This is a genomic window from Microbacterium sp. p3-SID336, from assembly GCF_025143365.1.
GTDB lineage: Bacteria > Actinomycetota > Actinomycetes > Actinomycetales > Microbacteriaceae > Microbacterium.
In genome coordinates, this window is sequence record NZ_JALXPE010000010.1 from 58,438 (window position 1) to 78,745 (window position 20,308).

General features: G+C 71.2%; 17 protein-coding genes. 4 read left to right on the forward strand and 13 right to left on the reverse strand.

Going from position 1 to position 20,308, the window contains the following annotated elements:
* Position 1: 1 nt before the first annotated feature.
* Entirely contained in the window at positions 2-394 is a 393-nt protein-coding gene (locus M3C17_RS04545) for a DUF2304 domain-containing protein (protein ID WP_259976474.1), read from the forward strand.
* Here the strand turns inward: M3C17_RS04545 and M3C17_RS04550 are convergent, their stop codons facing one another.
* The 5 genes from M3C17_RS04550 to M3C17_RS04570 form a co-directional block, all read right to left on the reverse strand.
* Positions 395-2,350 carry a DUF6541 family protein gene (locus M3C17_RS04550; RefSeq protein ID WP_259976459.1) on the reverse strand — a complete coding sequence of 652 codons (1,956 nt, stop codon included), beginning with the start codon at positions 2,348-2,350 and terminating at the stop codon, positions 395-397.
* Positions 2,347-3,180, reverse strand: coding sequence for an ABC transporter ATP-binding protein (locus tag M3C17_RS04555; RefSeq protein WP_396819645.1), 834 nt, complete (start codon positions 3,178-3,180; stop codon positions 2,347-2,349). The genes M3C17_RS04550 and M3C17_RS04555 overlap by 4 nt, the downstream gene beginning before the upstream one ends.
* On the reverse strand, positions 3,081-3,995 hold the full coding sequence (locus tag M3C17_RS04560; protein ID WP_396819647.1) for an ABC transporter permease: 915 nt from the start codon (positions 3,993-3,995) through the stop codon (positions 3,081-3,083). The genes M3C17_RS04555 and M3C17_RS04560 overlap by 100 nt, the downstream gene beginning before the upstream one ends.
* Before the next feature lie 75 nt (positions 3,996-4,070).
* Positions 4,071-6,518: a VCBS repeat-containing protein gene (locus tag M3C17_RS04565; protein ID WP_259976462.1), complete on the reverse strand. Its 2,448-nt coding sequence runs from the start codon at positions 6,516-6,518 to the stop codon at positions 4,071-4,073.
* A 101-nt stretch (positions 6,519-6,619) separates the two neighbouring features.
* Positions 6,620-7,693 carry a glycosyltransferase gene (locus tag M3C17_RS04570; protein WP_259976463.1) on the reverse strand — a complete coding sequence of 358 codons (1,074 nt, stop codon included), beginning with the start codon at positions 7,691-7,693 and terminating at the stop codon, positions 6,620-6,622.
* A gap of 121 nt (positions 7,694-7,814) precedes the next feature.
* On the opposite strand from M3C17_RS04570, the gene M3C17_RS04575 reads away from it, so the two are divergent.
* Complete coding sequence (locus M3C17_RS04575; protein ID WP_259976464.1) at positions 7,815-9,578, forward strand: DUF4012 domain-containing protein; 1,764 nt, start codon at positions 7,815-7,817, stop codon at positions 9,576-9,578.
* A gap of 143 nt (positions 9,579-9,721) precedes the next feature.
* Positions 9,722-10,306: a hypothetical protein gene (locus M3C17_RS04580; RefSeq protein WP_259976465.1), complete on the forward strand. Its 585-nt coding sequence runs from the start codon at positions 9,722-9,724 to the stop codon at positions 10,304-10,306.
* 226 nt (positions 10,307-10,532) lie between these two features.
* On the opposite strand, the gene M3C17_RS04585 is transcribed toward M3C17_RS04580, so the two are convergent.
* From M3C17_RS04585 to M3C17_RS04610, 6 genes are all read right to left on the reverse strand, one after another.
* Positions 10,533-11,987 (reverse strand): LCP family protein, encoded by a 1,455-nt coding sequence (locus M3C17_RS04585; RefSeq protein WP_259976466.1) that lies wholly within the window; start codon positions 11,985-11,987, stop codon positions 10,533-10,535.
* Positions 11,984-12,451 (reverse strand): 5-(carboxyamino)imidazole ribonucleotide mutase, encoded by a 468-nt coding sequence (gene purE, locus M3C17_RS04590; protein WP_259976475.1) that lies wholly within the window; start codon positions 12,449-12,451, stop codon positions 11,984-11,986. The genes M3C17_RS04585 and purE overlap by 4 nt, the downstream gene beginning before the upstream one ends.
* A 133-nt stretch (positions 12,452-12,584) precedes the next feature.
* Entirely contained in the window at positions 12,585-13,709 is a 1,125-nt protein-coding gene (locus tag M3C17_RS04595) for a 5-(carboxyamino)imidazole ribonucleotide synthase (protein ID WP_259976467.1), read from the reverse strand.
* A 75-nt stretch (positions 13,710-13,784) separates the two neighbouring features.
* The gene (locus M3C17_RS04600) at positions 13,785-14,303 is read right to left on the reverse strand and encodes a PH domain-containing protein (RefSeq protein ID WP_259976476.1); all 519 of its coding nucleotides are present in this window, start codon (positions 14,301-14,303) and stop codon (positions 13,785-13,787) included.
* Positions 14,304-14,397: 94 nt separating this feature from the next.
* Positions 14,398-15,168 carry a biotin--[acetyl-CoA-carboxylase] ligase gene (locus M3C17_RS04605; RefSeq protein ID WP_259976468.1) on the reverse strand — a complete coding sequence of 257 codons (771 nt, stop codon included), beginning with the start codon at positions 15,166-15,168 and terminating at the stop codon, positions 14,398-14,400.
* Complete coding sequence (locus tag M3C17_RS04610) at positions 15,165-16,448, reverse strand: CDP-glycerol glycerophosphotransferase family protein (RefSeq protein ID WP_259976469.1); 1,284 nt, start codon at positions 16,446-16,448, stop codon at positions 15,165-15,167. Before M3C17_RS04610 ends, M3C17_RS04605 begins: the two co-directional genes overlap by 4 nt.
* A 150-nt stretch (positions 16,449-16,598) precedes the next feature.
* Here M3C17_RS04610 and M3C17_RS04615 point away from each other — a divergent pair, with 150 nt between their 5' ends.
* Positions 16,599-17,624, forward strand: coding sequence for a glycosyltransferase family 2 protein (locus M3C17_RS04615; protein ID WP_259976477.1), 1,026 nt, complete (start codon positions 16,599-16,601; stop codon positions 17,622-17,624).
* Between the two features lie 10 nt (positions 17,625-17,634).
* On the opposite strand, the gene M3C17_RS04620 is transcribed toward M3C17_RS04615, so the two are convergent.
* Both M3C17_RS04620 and M3C17_RS04625 read right to left on the reverse strand, forming a co-directional pair.
* Positions 17,635-19,071, reverse strand: a complete 1,437-nt coding sequence (locus tag M3C17_RS04620) for a CDP-glycerol glycerophosphotransferase family protein (protein ID WP_259976470.1) — start codon at positions 19,069-19,071, stop codon at positions 17,635-17,637.
* The coding region (locus M3C17_RS04625; RefSeq protein WP_259976471.1) for a CDP-glycerol glycerophosphotransferase family protein at positions 19,068-20,308 on the reverse strand (1,241 nt) is incomplete at its 5' end. The genes M3C17_RS04620 and M3C17_RS04625, both read right to left, overlap by 4 nt.

Genomic DNA, 20,308 nt, shown 5'->3' on the forward strand with positions numbered 1-20,308 from the left:
CATGTGGATCCAGTTCGTCCTCATCGCCGCCGTGATCGCGATCGGCGCGGTCTTTATGCGCCGCACCGGCGCCGACAGCCACCTCGCCATCCGTCGCCTGCTGTACGGGGCGTTCGTGCTGGTCGCGATCGTGTCCATCCTGTTCCCGCAGTGGCTCACCTGGGTGGCCAACCTCGTCGGCGTCGGCCGCGGCACCGACCTGCTGCTGTACGCGCTGGTGCTGATGTTCCTGGTGTTCGTGTACACCCAGTCGCGTCGCAACGCCGCGCAGCAGCGTCGACTCACCCTGCTGGCGCGCAAGCTGGCCCTGCTCCAGGCCGAGGCGGAGAAGCCGGGCGACGCGCACGCCGCGCCGGGCGCCGACACTCCGGACGACGGCTCCACCGACCGCTGATCAGTCGCAGGCGGTGATCCGCCAGAGGCTGGCGTCGCCCTCCGCGGCGACCTCCTCGAACCCCGGACGGTCGTCGAAGTCGGTCATGCCCGGCATCAGGTACTCGCCGGGTCCGGTCCCGCCGATGCCGAAGTCGAGCACGTACTCCGGGCTGCCGTATGCGGCGAGGGCCTCGCACACTGCAGGATCCTCGCCCGCGTCGTTGAGCCGCGTCGACAGCACGTCCCAGGCCTGGGACACCGGCGGCGACCACGTGCGCGGGATCACCTCGCGACGGCCGAGGACGTAGCCGAAGGCCGCACCGGTGGACGGGTTCGCGATGATGACCGCGTCGTCCGGGACGAGGTCCGGCAGGTCCTGGAGCAGGGCGTACTCGTCGTCCGACAGATAGCTGCGGTGGTTCATCGTGTACCGGGACTGCTCGTCTGTCTCATCGGCGACGCGCAGCAGCACCACGGGCGCCACGGCGATGCTGACCGCCCCGACGACCGCGATGACCCCCAGCGCGAGGCCGGCGAGCGCGTCGGTCGACACCGCGACCCGCCGCGCGAGCACCGCGGCCAGCCAGCGGAGCAGCATGGCGAGGCCGAGCGCCGCGAGAGGGACCACCACGAGCGGCACCAGAGCAGCGATGCGGAAGGAGTCGCCGTACCACGGGCCCGTCAGCAGTCGTTTGATCACAGGCAGGTCGGTGCCGACGCACACGATGTAGAGCAGCGACACGCCGGCCCACGCGACGATGAGCCACCGCAGCCGCCGCTCCCGGAAGGCGGCGATGATGCCGGCGAGCAGCAGCACGCTCATGGCCCACGCGGCGGGCAGCAGCGAATGCGAGTTCACGAACACGTCGGCGACGGCGCCGAGCACCCCGCGGTACGAGCGCCAGAGGACGGGTCCCGCCAGGTAGGCGAGCGCGAGCCAGACGAGTGCGAGGAGCAGCCACCCCACCGCGATCACGGTCCACCGCACGGTCGGTCTGGCGCCCTCGCGGCGGATGCCGGTCAGCAGGGTGCTGGTGAGCCACAGCATCACCAGCGCTCCCCACGCGAGAACGGTGGACGGCTGGGCGAGCGCCGTCCCCGCCAGGATCAGCAGCATCCCGAGCGCGGGACCGGCGGCGAGCGCGAGACGCTGCCCGTGCGGCGCGGACATCCAGGCGCGCACGGTGACGACGGTCGACGCGACCGCGGCGGGCACGATCGCGAGAGACAGCGCGTACGGGTAGAGGACGCCCCACTCGAACATGAGCTGCGGGAAGGCCATCAGCCCCGCGGAGAGGGCCGCCGCGAGTGCCGTGACGAGCGCGTCACCGCGGCTGAGCACGCGCGCGAGGAGCGTCACGCTGAGCGGCCAGACCACGGCGGCTGTCACCAGCGCCACGAGGTTCGCGGCGACAGGGATCGCCGCGAGATCGACCGCCACGAGCGAGGTGACCGCGTGCCACGCCGCAGGGTAGAAGGTCGTACCGCCGAGGAGTCCGCTCAGGTCGAAGGAGGAGGCGCTTCCGGATTCGGCGACCCAGCGCAGGGCGTTGAGGTGGAACACCGCGTCGTTGGTCTGCGAGATCGCGGTCGGCGTGCCGATGTAGCTCATCAGTCGCGCCGCATTCAGGCCAGCGCCGACCATGAGCCCCGCGAACAGCAGCACCAGGGCGCGCCGCTCCGGCGGCTGCGGAGCCGGGTCCCAGCGCCGCCGGCCGAGCAGGAACGACAGTCCGTACACGAGCGCGGCGACGAGGACGACGGCGACGGTCACGGACAGGTGGTTCCACCTGATGCCGAGGACGGGGAGCGCGATCGCCAGCAGAGCGAGGACGCCGACCGAGATGCCGGGCGCGGACGCCCACAGCGTCAGACCGCGCAGCCGGAGCCCGAAGCCGATCAGGAGCCCCGGTGCGAACAGCACCAGGATGGTCAGTCCCAGAAGCCCCGCCTGGGCGATCCAGTCGCCGATCATTCGTCGACCAACGCGATCGCGCCCTCGATCTCGCCGTCGTACACGACCTCGCCCTTGTTGATCACCACGCCTCGGGTGCAGAGCTCACGGACCATCTCCATGTCGTGGCTCACCACGACGAGGGTCTTCCGCTGCGCGATCAGTTCCGCGAACTTGAGGCGGCACTTCTCCCGGAACGGCGCATCGCCCACGGACAGGATCTCGTCGACCAGGAGCACGTCGAGCTCGACGTGGATCGCGACCGAGAACGCCAGCCGCATGAACATGCCGGACGAGTAATGCTTGACCTCCTGATCGATGAACTGCTCGATCTCGCTGAAGGCGACGATCTCGTCGTAGCGCTCCTCGATCTCCTTGCGCTGCATGCCGAGGATGGCGGCGTTGAGGAAGACGTTCTCGCGACCGGAGAGCTCGGGGTGGAAGCCGGCGCCGACCTCGATCAGCCCGGCGACGCGACCGCGCGTCAGCACCTGCCCGTCGTCCGGCTCCATCACGCCGGAGATGAGCTTGAGCAGCGTGGACTTGCCCGAGCCGTTCAGACCGAGGATCGCGACCGACTCGCCCTCGTTGATGACGAGATCCAGCCCCTTGAGCGCCTCGAAGGTGCTGGACGTCCTGCGGCGGCGGATCCAGGCCACGACGGTGTCCTTCAGGGACAGCGCGTGGTTGAGCGTGAAGTTCTTCCGTACGCCGTCGACGATGATGCTCGGGCGCGAAGCGGTGGCGGTACTCATAGGTCCTGCGCGAACCTTCCCTCGAGTCGTCGGAAGACGAGCTGGCCGATCAGCAGCGTGGCGACCGCGATCAGGAACGTCCACAGCGTGTTCCATCCCAGTCCGGGCGGAAGCGGCATGGTCGAGTCGGTCACCGGCAGCCAGAACGCGTAGTGGAAGAGCTCGACCCCCTGCGTGATCGGGTTGAGCATGTAGAGCTCGAGCACCCAGTCCGGCCAGCCGAGCTTCGCGATCGCATCCTGCACCATCGTCCAGGCGTACAGGACGGGCGACGCCCAGGTGGCGAGCAGCAGCAGCAGCTCGACGATGTTCTCGGCATCCCGGAAGCGCACGTTGATCGCGCCGAAGAACAGCCCGAGGCCGAGGGCGAAGAGCGTGACGATCACGATGCCGGCCAGCGCCGCGAGCACCGACAGGACCGTGATCCCGGGGATCCACCCGAGGAACAGGCACACGATCAGCAGCAGGGCCAGCTGCGGCAGGAAGTGGATGAACGCCACGAACACGGCGGAGACGGCGAACAGCTGACGCGGCAGGAACACCTTCCGCACGAGCGGGGCGTTGTTCACGATCGACGTGGTCGCGTTCTTGAACGCCTCCGAGAAGAGGTTGATCACGACGATGCCGGAGAACAGATAGACCGGGTAGTTCTGGATGTCCCTGTTCAGGCTGAGGAACAGCCCGAGCACGACCCAGAACACGAGGAACTGCGCGCCGGGACGCACGTACGACCAGGTCCAGCCGAGCACCGAGTTCCGGTACCGCGTCGTGACGCCGGTCCGCACCAGGAGGTACAGGAGATAGCGCCAGCGCACCACGTCGATCAGACCACGACTCGTGCCGGGGGTGTCGAAGGCGGAACGCGGGACGACGGCGAAAAGATCTCGGGTATCTGTCACGGCCCCACTCATTCAGCTGCGGCGGCGGTCGCCGCGACGCACTTCAGTATCCTATGGCACCCTCCGAGCGCCCTTCACGGCGCGCTGTCAGCCGAGCGAGGTGAACCCCGCCCAGCCGTAGCCGATGATCGAGCTCGTCCCCCATCCGCCGCGTCCGTCGCCGCGGAACAGGTGCAGGTCGCCGTTGGCGGCGCGGGCGATCACGTCGTTCGTGCCGTTCCTGTCGAAGTCGCCGGGGCTGAAGATCGAGGTGAAGCCGCCCCAGCCGTAGCCGATCTCGCGCGGCGTGCCCCAGCCCCCTGCGCCGTTCGTGGGATACAGCCACAGACGGGAGTCCGTGCTGCGGAGGATCAGGTCGGAGCGCCCGTCGCCGTCGAAGTCCCCGGCGTTGAAGGCGGCGTTGAACCCGCCCCAGCCGAAGCCGATCTGCTGCGCCTGCCAGTTCGCCCAGCCGCCCTTGCCGTCGCCGCGGTAGTACACGAGCAGGCCGGAGGAGTTCCGCGCGATGATGTCCGGGTTGCGGTCACCGTCGTAGTCGATGCCGCCCACCACGAGCGACAGCGCCTGCCAGCCGTTGCCGATGACCTGAGCATCCCCGTAACTGCCGTTGGCCGTGCCGGGGTAGAGCAGGAACATGCCCGCGGCCGTGATGCGTCCGAGGTCGCGATAGCCGTCACCGTTGAAGTCGCCCATCGGGATCATGCGGTCGCCGGCCTGCCACCCCGAGCCGAGCAGTTTGGACCCGCGCCATCCGGCCGCGCCGTTGCCGCGGTAGAGCGTGAGGGTGCCCGGCGCGTTCATGGCGAGCACGTCGACCTCGCCGTCCCTGTCCACGTCGCCGGAGCCGGCGGGAAGGGCCCGCGGCTTGTTGACGGCGTCGCCGGCGCCCGCGAGCGCCGAGAGCACCTGCCAGCCGTTGCCGATGCGTCCGGTCGAGGTGAGAGCGCCCGCCCCGTCGCCGGGGTACAGGTAGAGGTCGCCGTTCGCGGTGCGCGCCGCGAGGTCGGCCATGCCGTCGCCGGTGAAGTCGCCCGGCACGAAGATCGAGGTCATACCGCCCCACCCCGTGCCGATCTGGCGCTGTCCGAGCCAGCCGCCCGCGCCGTTGCCGTAGTACACGGTGAGGCGACCGGCGCCGTCGCGGCCGATGATGTCGGGCTTCCCGTCGCGGTTCAGGTCGATCCCTCCCACGAGGAGGTTCATGCCGCCCCAGCCCCAGCCGATGCGCACGCCGGGCAGCAGGCCGCCGCGGTCGTCGCCGCGCCACAGCATCAGGTCGCCGGCGGCGTTGGTGGTCAGGACGTCGGGCACTCCGTCCCCGTCGATGTCGCCGGCGGCGGTCGACAGCGTGACGGCGCTCCAGTCGAGATTGAGGCGCTGCGCGGACTCGAAGCCGACGCCGGTCCCCCGCATGAGGTAGACGCCGTCCGGCTTGCGCACGACCAGGTCGCGCGTGCCGTTGCCGTTGAGGTCGCCCGCCATGATCAGCGACGTGGTGCCGCCGAGGCCTGTCGCGAGCTGCTTGCGGGTGCCCCATGCGTTCTTCGCGAACGGATAGCCCCACAGCACGCCGGCGGTGTCGATGCCGAGGATGTACGACGAGTAGTTGATCGACGCCAGGTTCGGGCCCTGCGGGGCCTGCGTGGATCCGAACCAGTCGGTGAAGTAGTTGTAGAAGTTGCGGTTGCCGTAGGCCGAGCAGATGTCGCCGTCACCGTAGCCGGCGCGCATCGCCGCCGCGTTCGGCTGGTAGGGCGTGTAGTAGTACAGCGCCGAGGTCGCCTTGTTGGCGATGTAGACCGGCGAGGAGCCGCAGGCACGGTCCGGGTTGTAGAGGATGTTCCACGTGCGACCGGGGGCGTAGTACTGGAACCACTTCCCCTCCATGTAGATCTGCATCTGCCGCGCGGCGCCGTAGATCTGGTGGAAGAAGCCGATGTACTGCGGGTCGCAGGGCGCGTCGTCCGGGCAGCCCTGCCCCAGCGCGATGTCGTACCGCCAGGCGCTCGGCCACGAGTGGTTGACGAGGCTCTGCTCCTTCTGCAGCATCACGATCAGCACCTGCGGGTTGATGCCGCAGGACTGTGCGGCACGGTAGATGATCCGGGCGGCGCTCTCGTTCGGCGCCCCGGTGTAGCCGTTGCAGTACTGGTCCGCCGGTCGCGTGACCGTGTTCATCTTGAAGTCCTTGATGCACACGATCGGTCGGCCCTGCTCGTCGATGCCGCCGACGCAGCGCGGCACCTTGGCGTTGAAGAACGCCTGGATCTGCGCCTCCGTCATCGTGTCCTTGTTGGTGAACACGGCGTCGCTGATGATGTTGCCGGGTGTGAAGCCCGCGAGGGTGGTCTTGGCGATGCCCGTCTGCGCCGGCCCGCTGACCGCCCGGGAGACGGGCGCGGAGGCGGAGGCGGCGGCCGTCGCGGCGGTGGCCGGTACGACGGTACCGACGAGAAGGGCGGAGACGGCGAGGAAACAGGTGAGGAGTCGGGCGGTCCTCAGTGTGTTTCGCGAGCGTGGGGCACGTCGAGACATGTGACCAGTGTGACGGAAGTTGCGGGATGATGCCACTGTTACGACGTTTCCACCAGGGGAATTCGGCGTGTCGCGTGTTTGTGCAGGTTGTTCCCAGCCGCTCACAGGTCGGCGTGCAGCCCCCAGACGCGTTCGGCCGAGCTCGCCCACGAGAACGCGCGGGACCGGTCCGAGGCCAGCACGCGCAGCCGCGCCGCGCCGTCGCCCGCCGCGTCCGCCAGGGCATCGGGCAGGTCGCCCTCCCCGGCGAACATGCCGCCGTCGGCGATCACGTCGCGGTGGCAGCCGGTGTCGCTGGCCACGACGGGGAGCCCCACCGCGAGCGCCTCGACCGCGCGCCATGGCCAGCCGGCGACCGTGCTCGTGGCGGCGAAGGCCCTGGCCCCGCCGAGCACGGCTCCCCGGTCCACTCGGCCGAGCAGGCCGCGGACATGCGCCCGCCGCTCCGGCAGGCCCGCCGCGGCGGCGATCTCCGCCAGGCGCGGCTCCGATCCCTCCGGCGTGTCGAGCACGACCGCATCCACCCCGGCGGCCACGGCACCGCGGAATCCCGCGCCGAGCGTCTCGGGCGAACCCGTCAGCACCACGTACTCCGCCGGCAGGGACAGCGCGGCGCGACGAGCGTCCGCGTCGGCGGGCACGGCGAAACCCTGCGGAGGCGCACCGGCGATGACGCGGATGCGGTCGCCGAGACGAGCCACCTCGGACAGTCGCTCCGCCACGGCGTGTGAGGGCACCACGACGGCGTCCGCGTGCTTCGCCGCGCGGCGCAGCATGCCGCGCTGCCAGGCGACCGAGCTCTTCGACAGTTGCTGAGGCTGATCCCAGGCGCACAGCTCCCACACGGTGACGGTGGTCTGATCGTGGTCGTGCACGCGATCGTGTCGCACGAGCGGCGCCATCAGGCTCGGCGCGTGGATGAGCCCGCCGCCGACGCCGGGCGCGATCCCGAGCTGCCAGGACGCCGCCAGCTCACGGCGTGCGAGCCCGAGGGTACGCACCTCATCGATCCCGGGAACAGCGGGCTGTGCTCCGGCCGGGACGATCGCGTCGACCGCGCAGCCGGACGGCGCCGTCGCGATCAGCCCTGCGGTGAGATCGAGAGCCGCCGACGCCTGGTCCGCGTCGACGACGTGCGCCAGCTGATCCAGAACCACACGCAGCCGAGCACCCATGGGATCAGGCTAGCCGCGGACCCTCGTTCCCCCCGGGAGCGCACCACCCCGGCCGGGGGAATATCAGCGTTCCCACAGCATCGGCCCTCTCGCGACGGGCGTGCCGTGCTTGAATGCTCGGGTGAGCGATGGCCGACTTCCCGTCCGACGCCGATGGATCGGATGGACCATCGGCATCCTTCTGACCCTGCTCGTGCTCGCCATCGGGTGGGTCACGGTGCGCGGGATCGGCGCCGTGGACAATCTGCAGCAGGTGGCCAAGGGCGCGTCCCAGCTGAAGCAGTCGATCGGCGAGGGCGACCTCGACGGCGCCGAGCCGATCGCCGACAGCATCGCTCGCAACGCCGCGTCCGCCCGCGAACTCACGTCGGACCCCGTGTGGCACGCGTTCGCCGTGCTGCCGTGGCTCGGCCCGAACTTCCGCGCCGTGAGCGAGATCGCCGAGGTCGCCGACGACGTCTCCTCCGACGCCGTCCGGCCCCTTCTGGAGGTCGCGGACGACATCGACCTGTCCAGCCTCGGGTTCACGAACGGCGTCATCGACCTGGCGCCGTTCGCGGCGATCGAGAAGCCGCTCGGCTCCGCGTCCGCCTCGCTCGCCGCTGCCGACGAGCGGACGAAGCGCATCGACGCCGACGCCACCCTGCCACCGCTCGCCGACGCGATCCGCGAGATGCGCGGCTCGGTCACGCAGGCGGCGACCGTGGTCGGCTCGCTGCACGGCGCCTCGGTGCTGCTGCCGACGATGCTGGGCGGCGAGGGTCCGCGCACGTATGTGCTGGCCATGCAGAACAATGCGGAGCTCCGCTCCTCCGGCGGCATCATCGGCTCGATCGCGCTGCTGCGCGCCGAAGGTGGCCGGGTGACCCTGGAGAACCAGGCCTCGACGCGCGACTTCCCCGCACTCGACGTGCCGCTCCCCCTCAGCGACACGACGGTCGCTCTGTTCGAGGACCGTCCCGGCCGCTTCCTGCAGAACATCACGAGCATCCCCGACTTCCGCGAGGCGGGCGAGACCATCGCGGCGCGCTGGGTCGGCCGCTTCGGTGGACAGGTCGACGGGGTGATCGCCGTCGACGCGCTCGTCGCGGAGCATCTGATGGACGTCACCGGCGACCTGGCCTTCGGGCCCTTCACGGCGACGGCCGACACGGTCACGAGCATCCTGCTCTCGGAGATCTACGCCGCGGTGCCCGACCCGACCGTGCAGGACGACATCTTCGCGCTCGCGGCGAGCGGGCTGTTCAGCGCCGCGCTGTCGGGCGGAGATCCGCAGGCGCTGATCGGCGCCCTGGCCGACGCCGCCGGCGAGGGACGCATCCGCATCTGGAGCGCGCACGAGGACGAGGAGACGCTCCTCGCCGCGTCGGCTCTCGGCGGCGCCATCCCGGAGGACGCCGACGGCGTCAGCCATGTGGGCGTCCTGATGAACGACGGCACCGGCGCCAAGATGGACTACTACACCCGCGCGTCCATCGCGACGGCCGTGGGGACGTGCGACGGCGAGGCGACCACCCAGGTCCGCGTCACGTGGACCAACACGGCGCCCGCCGACGCGGCGACCGCTCTTCCCCCGTATGTCACCGGTGACGGCTTCTACGGCGTGCCGCCCGGCACCGTGCGGACGCTGATCGCCGTGTACGGCCCCGAGGGCGCGACACCGTCGCACGTCGACAGGGATGGCGCGGAGGACGGCGTCCAGACGGCCATGCTCGGCGAGCGCTCGGTCGTCCAGCACGAGGTGCTGCTGGCTCCAGGCGAGTCGACGACGATCACCGTGGAGTTCCAGGGCACGGGGGCCGGGGAGCGCCTGACCGAGGTGCTGCACACGCCGCTGATCGTCGGTCCGGAACTGAGCCGCGACACTCTGCGCTGTGCGTCGTGACAATTTCTCACGGATGGGGTACTGTCATCTCACTGGGGAATAACTGGGGTCTGTAAACCTGCCGTGGGGGCAGGAGGGCCTCACGCAGTCGGACGCAGGGGTGTGTCCGGGGGCGATTCCGCGTGAAATTCTGGGGAGAAATCATGCTGAAGAAACTGGCTGCCATCAGCCTCACCGCTGGCGCGCTGGTCATCGCCGCGCCGACGATCGCCACCGCTGCGCCGACCATTCCGGACGCATCGAGCGACACGTATCCCGCGCCTCCCGGCGTCAAGGTCGGCGATCCGATCATCGACGTCTGCGAGGTCTCGACCGTCGTCTTCGGGCCGGGCTACTTCCTGCCGTCCGAGACCGTGCCGGTCTCGGTGTCCGGAAAGGATGCGGGCGCCTCGGCGATCTCGGGGAACACCGCCGGTGCCGACGGGAGCCTGACACTCACGTTCCGCCCGCCGACCGACGGTGAGGGGTCCTACGCCCTCGCGTTCGCGGGTTCGCGTCCGTACACGGCGACCATCACCGTGTCGCACGGGCATGACGCGGCGTCGAGCTGCGACCACGACCCGGCCGTCGCGGCCGCTGGCACGGAGCTGCCGCTGACCGGCGGCGGCATGGAGCTGGCCCTCACCGGCGGCTCCGTCTCGCCGTGGGTCCTCGGCGGCGGCGCTGCCGCGCTGGTCGCCGGCGGCGCACTGGTCGCCACCGGGGTCGCCCGCCGCAAGCGCGCCTGAGCCTGGCTGCCGCCTTGCGCGGTGGTCGGCTGGACGACGGTGATCCCTCCCCCTCCGATCACCGTCGTCTGGCGAATCCGGTGCTGCACCGGACGCCCACGGGTGTCGTTCTCGGGATCGTCATCCGTGGGCTGCGCCATGCCAGGCGGGGACATCGGGGGCGCAGCAGCTCGGCTTCGTGCCCGTCACCGGGAGCGTCGGCCATGCGATGCACCGACCGCTGTGGTCAGGGGCTCGGCGTCGGCGTCGGGGTCGGCGGATGCAGGGTCTGCTGGATCAGCTGGTGGATGTAGCCGTAGTCCGGGCTGTGCTCGTCGACACCCGACTCGGGCGTGAGCTCGATCGTGGTGACCGGCTGCTCCTTCGCCTTCAGCATCAGGTCGAAGAACTCCGGAAGCTTGTCCTGCGGGAGATCCGTGCTGATCAGCGCGGTGCCCGCAGCCGCCACCTCGTTGAAGCGCGTGAGGACGGTCTGCGGCGTGAACTGCGCCAGGATGGCCTCCTGCAGCTCGCGCTGGCGCTTCATGCGGTCCCAGTCGCTGGTGGTGTACCGAGACCGGGCGTACCACTGGGCGGTGTCGCCGTCCATGTGCTGCTGTCCCGGCTCGATCCAGCCGATCGCCCACTCGTTGACGTCATGTCCGGTCCAGCCCTCGGGCGGACCACCCTTCGGCAGCCGCTCGGTGACGTTGATGTCGACGCCGCCGAGGGCGTCCACCAGGTCGGCGAACCCGTGCATGTCGACGAAAACGTAGTACGGGATCTCGATCCCGAGCACCCCCTCCGCCGCGTCCTTGGTCGCCTCGATCCCGGGTTCGGAGCCCTGCGCCACGGCATCGGGGTACAGACCGGAACCCTGATCCTCGCGGCACACCTCGGCCGCGTTGCGCACATGGTTCATCCACCCGTTCCAGCCGCACGTCGACGAGCTGTGGCCCTCGAAGCCGTCCGGATACAGTGCCTGCATCGGGCTGCCCTCGCTGAAGGGGGCGTTCGGCAGCTCGCGCGGGATGCCGGTGATGGTGACCGCGCCCGTGTCGGCGTTGACGGACACGACGGAGATGCTGTCGAAGCGCATCGAGTCTCGTCCGTCGCCGCTGTCCGCGCCGAGCAGCAGGATGTTGTAGTAGCCGTCACTGGGCGGAAGGCTGGGTCCGCTCTGGCCGAAGATGGCCCCCACCGTGCCCCGCACGGAGCCGACCGCGGTCGCCGCATAGCCGGCCGCGCCGCCCACCAGTCCCAGGAGCACGAGGGCCACGACCGGGATCGCGAGACGGGACAGGCCCGGCACCCTGACCAGACGCACGAGCCGCAGCGTATCCAGGGTCAGCACGATCCAGAGCACGACGTAGGCGACCAGCAGCACCTGCACGAGGGTCAGGACGACGGTCGACAGGAAGCCCGCGCCGATCGTGAGCCACAGCAGCACGGGACGGGCGAACAGGGCGAGCCCCGCCGCGACCACCGCCAGGGCCCAGGCCGTGAGCGTGGCGCCTAGGCCGAAGCGGCCCAATCGGCGATTCCCGGCGAGCACCTGGGCCGAGCCGGGCACGAGCAGATTCAGCACCACGAGCCACCACCCGCGGCGCGACATCATCCGCTCGTCGGCGGAGTCCGGGTGCCGCAGCGGCCGGGTCTCGATGAGGGGGCGCCGTGTCGGACGCGGCGGCGCCAGAGTCACAGGGAGTCCTTCAGCCGTTCGTTCTTGGCGGCGACCTGCGCCTCCAGCTCCGCTGCATAGGCCTCGACGCGATCGGCGAGCGCCTGATCGCCGGTGCCGAGGATGCGTGCGGCGAGCAGCCCGGCGTTGCGGGCTCCGCCGATGGACACGGTCGCGACCGGGATCCCCGCGGGCATCTGCACGATCGACAGCAGCGAGTCCATGCCGTCGAGGTAGGCGAGCGGAACGGGAACGCCCACGACGGGCAGCGGCGTCATCGACGCGAGCATCCCGGGCAGGTGGGCCGCTCCCCCGGCGCCCGCAATGATCACGCGGAGGCCGCGCGACCGGGCGTCGCGCGCGTAGGACATGAGCTTGTCCGGCGTGCGGTGCGCCGAGACCACCTCGACCTCGTGCGGGATGCCGAAGTCGGTCAGCGCCTGGGACGCGTCACTCATCACGCGCCAGTCGGAGTCCGATCCCATGACGACACCGACCAGAGGCGCGGCGGAGGAGTGAAGTGGCTCTGTCACCAGATCAGGGTACGGGCTCGCGCTGGGAGAACCCCCCAGCGGCACGCGCCTTTCCGGCACGGCCCGCCCGCTGCAGACGTCGGACTCACGCGAAGTGGGCGGCAGCCGCTCGAGCGACGTACACGGCGTCGTCGAGGTCGCCGTCTGCGACGTTCACGTGCCCGACCTTGCGGCCGGGACGTGGCGCCTTGCCGTAGGTGTGGATCTTGGCGCCCGGGTGCTCCGCCATCGCCGCGGCGAACCTGTCCTCGAGGCTGCCCTCCGCGGGACCGCCGAGGATGTTCACCATCACCGACCAGGGCGCGCGCGGTGCGGTGCTGCCGAGCGGCAGGTCGGCCACGGCGCGCAGGTGCTGCTCGAACTGACCCGTGACGGCGCCGTCCTGGCTCCAGTGCCCGCTGTTGTGCGGGCGCATCGCGAGCTCGTTCACGAGGATGCGCTCGTCGTCGGTCTCGAACAGCTCCACCGCGAGCATCCCGGTCACGCCGAGGCCCTCCGCGATGGTCCGTCCGATGCTCTCGGCCACCTCGATCAGGCGCTCGGCAGCGGCGGGCGCCGGCGCGATGACCTCGGCGCACACGCCGTCGCGCTGCACGGTCTCCACCACCGGATACGCGATCATCTCGCCGCCGGGTCGACGCGCGATCTGCTGCGCGAGCTCTCGCACGAACGGCACGAGCTCCTCGGCCAGCAGCGCGTCCCCCTCGCCGAGACCGTCGAACCAGTCCTGTGCCTCCGCGCCTGCGCGCACGACCCGGACACCCTTGCCGTCGTAGCCGCCGCGAGGGGTCTTCACGACCGCTGCTCCGGCGTGTGCGTCGAGGAACTCCTGCAGCTCATCCGCGGTGCGTACAGCCGCCCAATCGGGCTGGGGCACCCCGAGCTCGGCAAGGCGTGCGCGCATCACGAGCTTGTCCTGGGCGAACTGGAGGGCGTCGGGACCCGGCCGCACCGCGACGCCCTCGGCCACCAGGGCCTGCAGCACGTCCTGCGGCACATGCTCATGGTCGAACGTGATGACGTCGACCTCCGCCGCGAACGCGCGAACCGTGTCGAGGTCGCGGTAGTCGCCCACCGCGGTGGCGGCGAGCGCTGCGGACATCCCCTCATCCTCCGCGAGCACCCGCAGGTCGATCCCGAGCTCGACCGCCGGAGCGATCATCATCCGTGCCAGCTGTCCTCCGCCGATCACGCCCACGCGCAGCGCCATGTGCCGCCTCCATTCGTTCGGACCCATTCTTCCGCACTCCTCGGTCGTCACGGCACGCGAGGCCCTGCGACCGGGTCAGAACGCGTCGGTGTCGTCGCCGCCGGACTGGGCGTCGCGATGTGCCAGGATCTGCCCGACCTCGATCTGATCGGCGAGCGTCTCGTGCACGAGCGTCACGGCGGGGATGTTCGGCAGGCGCAGCGGGGCGTCGACGCCGTTGGAGAGCGTGATGGTGCCGCAGCCCCACAGCCGCTGCAGCGGTCCGCGCCGCACCGCGATCGTGTAGCCCCTCGCGTGCGACATCTCGCGGCGCTGCCTGGCGCCGATCCCCTGGTGCGCGATCACGCGCCGCGTGGTGATGGTGGTGGTCCGCGAATACCAGATCACGAAGGGGAGGACGACGGCGAGCAGGATGAGCACGCCCGCCGCCGTGAGGAGCATCCAGTCCTCGAAGCCCGCCGGGAGGTTGCCGTAGAAGTAGGCCGTGGCCCCGAAGGTCGCGATGAGCACGAGCGCCGACCAGAACAGGCGCCGCGCATGACCGCGGAAGCGCGCGATCAGCAGCTCTTCGGCGGGGGTGCCTGGCGGCGGCATCAGCGGCCGCCCACCGAGCGTCACGGGCTGGGTCACCCCACCATTGTGCCCGTGATCGCCGACAACGCCGTCCGGCGGGCGGCGTGTCCCGGCGTCACGCCGGCCGGACGTGCACCACGTCGCCCGCGGAGACAGGATGCGAGGCCCCGTCCGCCTCCACGAGCAGCCGCCCCTCTGCGTCGAGACCGGTGGCCGTGCCCTCGAGCACTCGCGCCGAGGGCAGCGACACCCGCACGGTCTGCCCGAGGGTCGCGCAGCGCGCCGTGACCGCCGCATGCAGTCCGCACGACTCGGCATCGCCCGCGGCCACGAGCGCGCGCAGCCAGCGGTCGAGCGTGGCCACGTAGTCCCGCAGCAGGCGGTCCTCCTCCGCGACGGCGCCGTTCACGGCGAAGGAGGTCGCTGTCGCGACGGGCAGCTGCGCGGCCGTCATCGCCGTGTTCACGCCGGCGCCCACGATCACCGCGTCGGACGAGGCCTCGGCGAGGATCCCGCAGATCTTCGCTCCGTCGACGAGCACGTCGTTGGGCCACTTCACCGCCACGTCGGCGCCCGTCAGCTGCGTGGCGACCGCGTCGGCCATGGCGAGTCCGGCCGTCAGCGGGATCCACCCGCGCAGCGACGGATCGGTCGGCAGCTCGCGCAGCAGCACGGAGACCGCCAGCGCGGCACCCGCCGGTGCCACCCACGTGCGGTCGAGGCGGCCGCGACCGGCTGTCTGCTCACGAGTGACGATCATCGACAGGTGCGGCCAGGCGGTCACCTCGTCCGCACGGACCCGCAGGTCGGCGTTCGTCGAGCCCGTCGCGTCGAGGACGAGCAGTCGGGAGACGACGCCGGCGGTGAGGGGGAAGTCGGCGGTCATGCGTCCTCGTCGTCCGCTTCCTCGTCGTCGTCGTCCTCGTCTTCCCGGACCGTGCCGACCTCGTGGGCGCGCCAGCGGTCCCACTCCTGCATGAGCTGCTCGATCGCAGCGTGGAACTTCTCGGTGGCGACACCCGGGCTGGTGTCGCCGAAGTAGTGCTGCACCCACATGCGCAGGCGAGCGATCGCGGCCTCGTCGGCGGCGACGCGCTCGACCTCGGCCACGATGTCGCCCGCACCCTCCACGGTCAGCCATTCGCAGTCGGACAGGTAGCCGGTCGTGTCGAGGGCGGCCCTGTCGTCGACGGGACGTGTGATCAGCAGCGGCTTGCCCGCCGCCAGCCGGTCGTACACCATGGCGGAGATGTCCACGATTGCGACATCCGCCGCCGCGAGCTGCCAACCGAGCTCGGGGCCGTCGTCGTACACGTGCTGCGCCGCAGGGTCGGCCGTGTTCGCCGCCGCGATGGCGGAGAGGATCCGGCGGTGGGCGGCGCCGTAGGCCTCGTCGACCACGCCGCTGCGCGGATGCGGGCGGTAGATCACGCGGTGTCGCCCGGTCGCGAGCAATGCGGCGACCAGCTTCTCGCCGTGCGAGGCGATCGAGCCGTAGTGTGCGCTCGGGCGATCGCCCTCCCACGTCGGGGCGTACAGCACCACCGTGCGCTCGTCCGGCGTGTACGGCAGCGTGCCCGAGTAGTGGTCGGCCTGCGGACGGCCGATCTCGATCGTGCGGCGGTCGACGTCGTAGTCCCACAGTGTGCGGGAGAGGCGGTCTCGGGCGGCCTGCCCTGCCACGAAGGCGTAGTCGTACGCTTTGTACTGATTCGTGGTCATGTACATCTTGTCGGACTCGCCGTGGTTGATGAAGACGTGCCAGCGGCGCCCGTACCGGAACATCTGGAAGTTGCGGGTGTTCTGGTTGACGTACAGGACGATGCGGATGTCCTGCGTCGCGATGAAGCGCTCCAGGTCCCTGACCTTCGGCACGAACGCCACGGGCGGCGCGTCCTCGTCGAGCAGCTTCTCCGCACCGGTCGCCTGGCGCGCCAGCACGACGACGGGCCAGCGCTTCGACAGCTCGGCCAGGGGCCGGTACCACTGACGCATCTGGTACATGTTGACCTCGCCGTCGGCGAAGTACACCGCGATCTGGAAGTGCTCGGGCGGCGCCGGGTCGCGCTCGGCGAGACGCTTGCGGACGTGCTGCACGGACGAGCGGGAGGCGAGTGCCCGCCTCAGCAGACGGTAGGCCTTCTTCGCATCAGACAGAGCACCCATCCCTCCAGGATAGTTCGTCTCCGCGGTCGTCCCCGGGCGGGCGGCCTGCTGGTGGAGAGTCGCCTCAGCGAAGCGCGGACCGCTCCGTGACATGATCGACGTGTGCCAGCAGACGGAACCGCCGCCCCCACGACCGGGGTCTCCTTCGTGATGCCAGTGCTCAACGAACGCGCCTACCTCGAACACGCCGTCGCCTCGGTGCTCGCGCAGGACGTGGGCGCGCCGACCGAGCTGGTCCTGGCCCTCGGCCCGTCGACCGACGGCACCACCGAGCTCGCGCAGCGCCTCGCCGCCGCCGACGAGCGCATCCGCCTGGTGGACAACCCGGCCGCGCACATCCCGGTCGGACTCAACGCCGCCATCCGCGCCAGCCGCTTCCCGACGATCGTGCGCGTGGATGCGCACTCCGAGCTCGCCCCGGGCTACGCAGCGCGGGCGCTGCAGACCCTCGCTCGCACCGGAGCGGCCAACGTGGGCGGTGTCATGCACGCGGAGGGCCGCAGCCCGTTCCAGAAGGCGGTCGCCCGGCTCTACAACTCCCCCGTCGGACTCGGCGGCGGCGCCTACCACAGCGGACGCACCGAAGGTGAGGCCGAATCGGCCTACCTCGGTGTGATGCGCAGGCACGTGCTCGAGGAGGTCGGCCTGTTCGACGAGTCCATCCGCCGCGGCGAGGACTGGGAGCTCAACCTGCGCATCCGCCAGGCGGGTCACCGCGTGTGGTTCGACCCGGAGCTCTCCGTCACCTACTGGCCCCGCGAGAGCTGGGTGCGCCTGGCACGGCAGTTCCGGGCCACGGGCGCCTGGCGCGGCGAGCTCGTGCGACGCTACGGCCGCAGCAACGGCATCCGCTACTTCGCACCGCCCGCCCTGGTGCTGCTCGTGGTGCTCGCCGTGCTCCTGGCCGCGCTGCGGGTGACCGGGGTGCTGTCCGGCCCCGCGTCGCTCGTGCTGTCGCTGCTCGTGTACCTGCCGCTCGCGCTCTACGCGCTGCTCGTGGTCGGAGTCGCCCTGACGCCTGGCGGCGGCGATCTGCGCCAGCGGCTGTGGACCCTCGCGGTGCTGCCCACCATGCACCTCTCCTGGGGGCTCGGCTTCCTGGGCGGCGTGCTGCGCGGCGCGCGGGACACGGTCGACGCGTCCCGGCTGGGCACGCGCAACACGCCGCTGCCCTGAGCGGAGCGCCTCAGGGGGTCACGAACCCCAGGTCGAGGATCCGGTCGACGACCCGTCGGGCGGCATGCCCGTCGTCGCGCGTGTTGAACTGCCGGCGCCAGGCGGCGTAGCGCTCGGCGTAGGCCGCCTCATGGTCGTCGCCGCGCAGCGCCGCGACCAGCTCGTCCTGCGTGCGCACCAGAGGTCCCGGCGCCCGCTCGGCGAGATCGAAGTAGAAGCCGCGCAGCTGTCCTCGATAGTGGTCGAGGTCCGGAACGAGGAAGTACATCGGCTTCCCTGTCACGCTGAAGTCGAACATCACCGAGGAGTAGTCGGTGATCAGGGCGTCCGCGGCGAGCAGCAGCTGTGCGGTCTCCGGGTAGCCCGTGACGTCGATGACCCGCGCGCCTGCCCTGTCGCTGCCCCGCTCCAGGGTGCGCGAGTGCCCTCGCACCAGCACCACGGCGTCGGTCTGACGCGCCAGCAGCTCCGGATCGACGAAGTCGACCATCTCGACCCGGTCGTCGCGCCACGTCGGGGCGTACAGCAGCACGCGCTCCTCGGGGCCGATGCCGAGCGCCGCCCGCACGGCGGCCGGGTCGCCGGTGTGCAGCGCGTCGTTCCGCGGATACCCCTCGACCCAGATGGGCCGCCCGAAGAACGCGTACGCCTTGCGGAGGATGCGCTCCGAGTAGGTGTTCTGCGCGAGCAACACGTCCCAGCGCCGCGACTCCTTGACGACGGCTGCCATGCGCCGCGGGTCGAAGCCGGGGCGGTGCAGTGCGAGACGCTTGAGCGGCGTGCCGTGCCACGTCTGCAGGACCTTCTGTCCCGGCTTGCGCGCGAACCTCCGCCGCAGCCAGTCGTTCACCACGAGCAGCCGCGCCGCGCCCCGTGCGCGCCACCACTCCGGGCTGCCCTCGACCACGGCGACCGCCCCGTCCGGGACCTCCACTGAGAGGTCGACGACACTCCAGTAGCGCGTGACCTGCGGGGCCCGCGCCGCGAGCTCCCGATCGATCGCGCGCGGGTTGCAGCCGACGCTGCGGCCGTAGAAGCTCTCGAAGAACACGGCGTTCTCGGTGCCGCCGGCCTGCGCCACGTAGCGCTCCTCCAGCGTCGAGCGTCCCTCCACGGTGTCGTACACCGGGTCGATCGGCGCTGCGATGCGGACGGCATCGTCCTGCACGGCGATCCGCAGTCCGCGCAGCACGGTGGGAGGGACGCGCAGCCCATCCAGCTCTGCTCCCTCGACGTGCAGCCGGTACTCCCCGGAGGGCAGCGGAAGCGCCGGGCCTCCCCATCGTGCGGCCTGCAGCGGGAAGGTCGCCTTCCACGTCTTGCCCCCGCCGGTGACGCGCCCGGTCACCCGCGCCCGCGGGCCCGTGAGCTCCGCCGTCTCCGGTCGCTGACCGGTCCCTGCGATGACCAGCGCCTCCGCCGCGTCGTCGATGCGGACCGTCGTCATGCTGCTCCCTTCGGTGCGGGGACCCCCCGCGAGCGGATCGCCTGGTACACGCGACGGGTGTTCTCCCCGTCGCGGAACGCATGCATCTCCGCGCTGAGCGTAGCGGAACGCGCAGACGCCGCGTCGAATGCGGCGCTGTCGCCGAGCAGCGCGTCCAGCTGCGCGAGCAGCTGCGTCCAGTCGGCGGCGGCTCCGGCGGCAGCCACGTCCCGATACCGGCCGTAGAAGCCGCGGGTCCTCGCGTAGTCCTCGGCGTCCGGAGCGAGGAACAGCACCGGCATCGCGAGCAGTCCCACGTCGTAGGCCAGCGACGAGTAGTCGGTCACGAGCACGTCGACCGCGGCCAGTGCGGGTGTGACGTCGGCCAGCACGGTGCTCGGGAGCATCCGCACGCGTGTGCTCGGCAGGGGCGGCGTGTACGACCCCGCCCCCAGCGGGTGCGACCGCACCAGCAGCACCGCATCGCGCTCCTCGAGCACACGGATGATGTCGATCCACTCGCGCGCGGCGGGCACGGACGGGTCGGCGGCCCCGTCGCGCCAGGTCGGCGCGTACAGCACGATGCGCGCGTCGGCGGGGAGGTGCCCCGCGGCCGCCGTGAGGATCGACCGGGCCGCCGTGCGCCGCTGCGCGACCGATCCGGCTGACAGCACGTCCACGCGCGGCTCGCCCGTCACCACGACCCGGTCGCCGCCGAGTCCGAACGCGGACTCGAGGCGACCGCGGGCGCGGTCCGAGGCGGCGGGGAGCACGCGGATGCGCTGCGCCGCGGCCCGGTACAGCACGCCGACGAGACGGCGCAGCAGCGGGGCTCCCGGGACAGCCGGCACCTGTGTGGTCGCCGGGGAGTCGAGACCGATGCGCTTGAGCGGGATCCCGTGCCAGAGCTGCACCACGAACGCGCCTCCGTTGCCGTACCGGTTCACGTCGCCCAGCCCGTGCGTCACCACGAGGACCCCGGCCCGCGCGGTGGCCCACCAGCCGCGCAGGCCCGATTTGGGCAGGGTGCGGATGCCGAGAGCGGCTGCGTCGCGGGCCTCTCGGTCGTTCGCGGTAAGCCAGAGCGTCTGGTGACCCTCCGCCGCGGCATGACGCTGCAGCGCGAGGGCGCCGTCGCCGATGCCGGCGCCGCAGCCGAAGACCCAGCGCTGGCCGCGCGGCACGAGAAGCGTGCCGAGGCGTCCGAGGGCGTACAGCGGGATGCGGGCGAGCTTGGCCGCGTTGCCGGTGCCGAAAG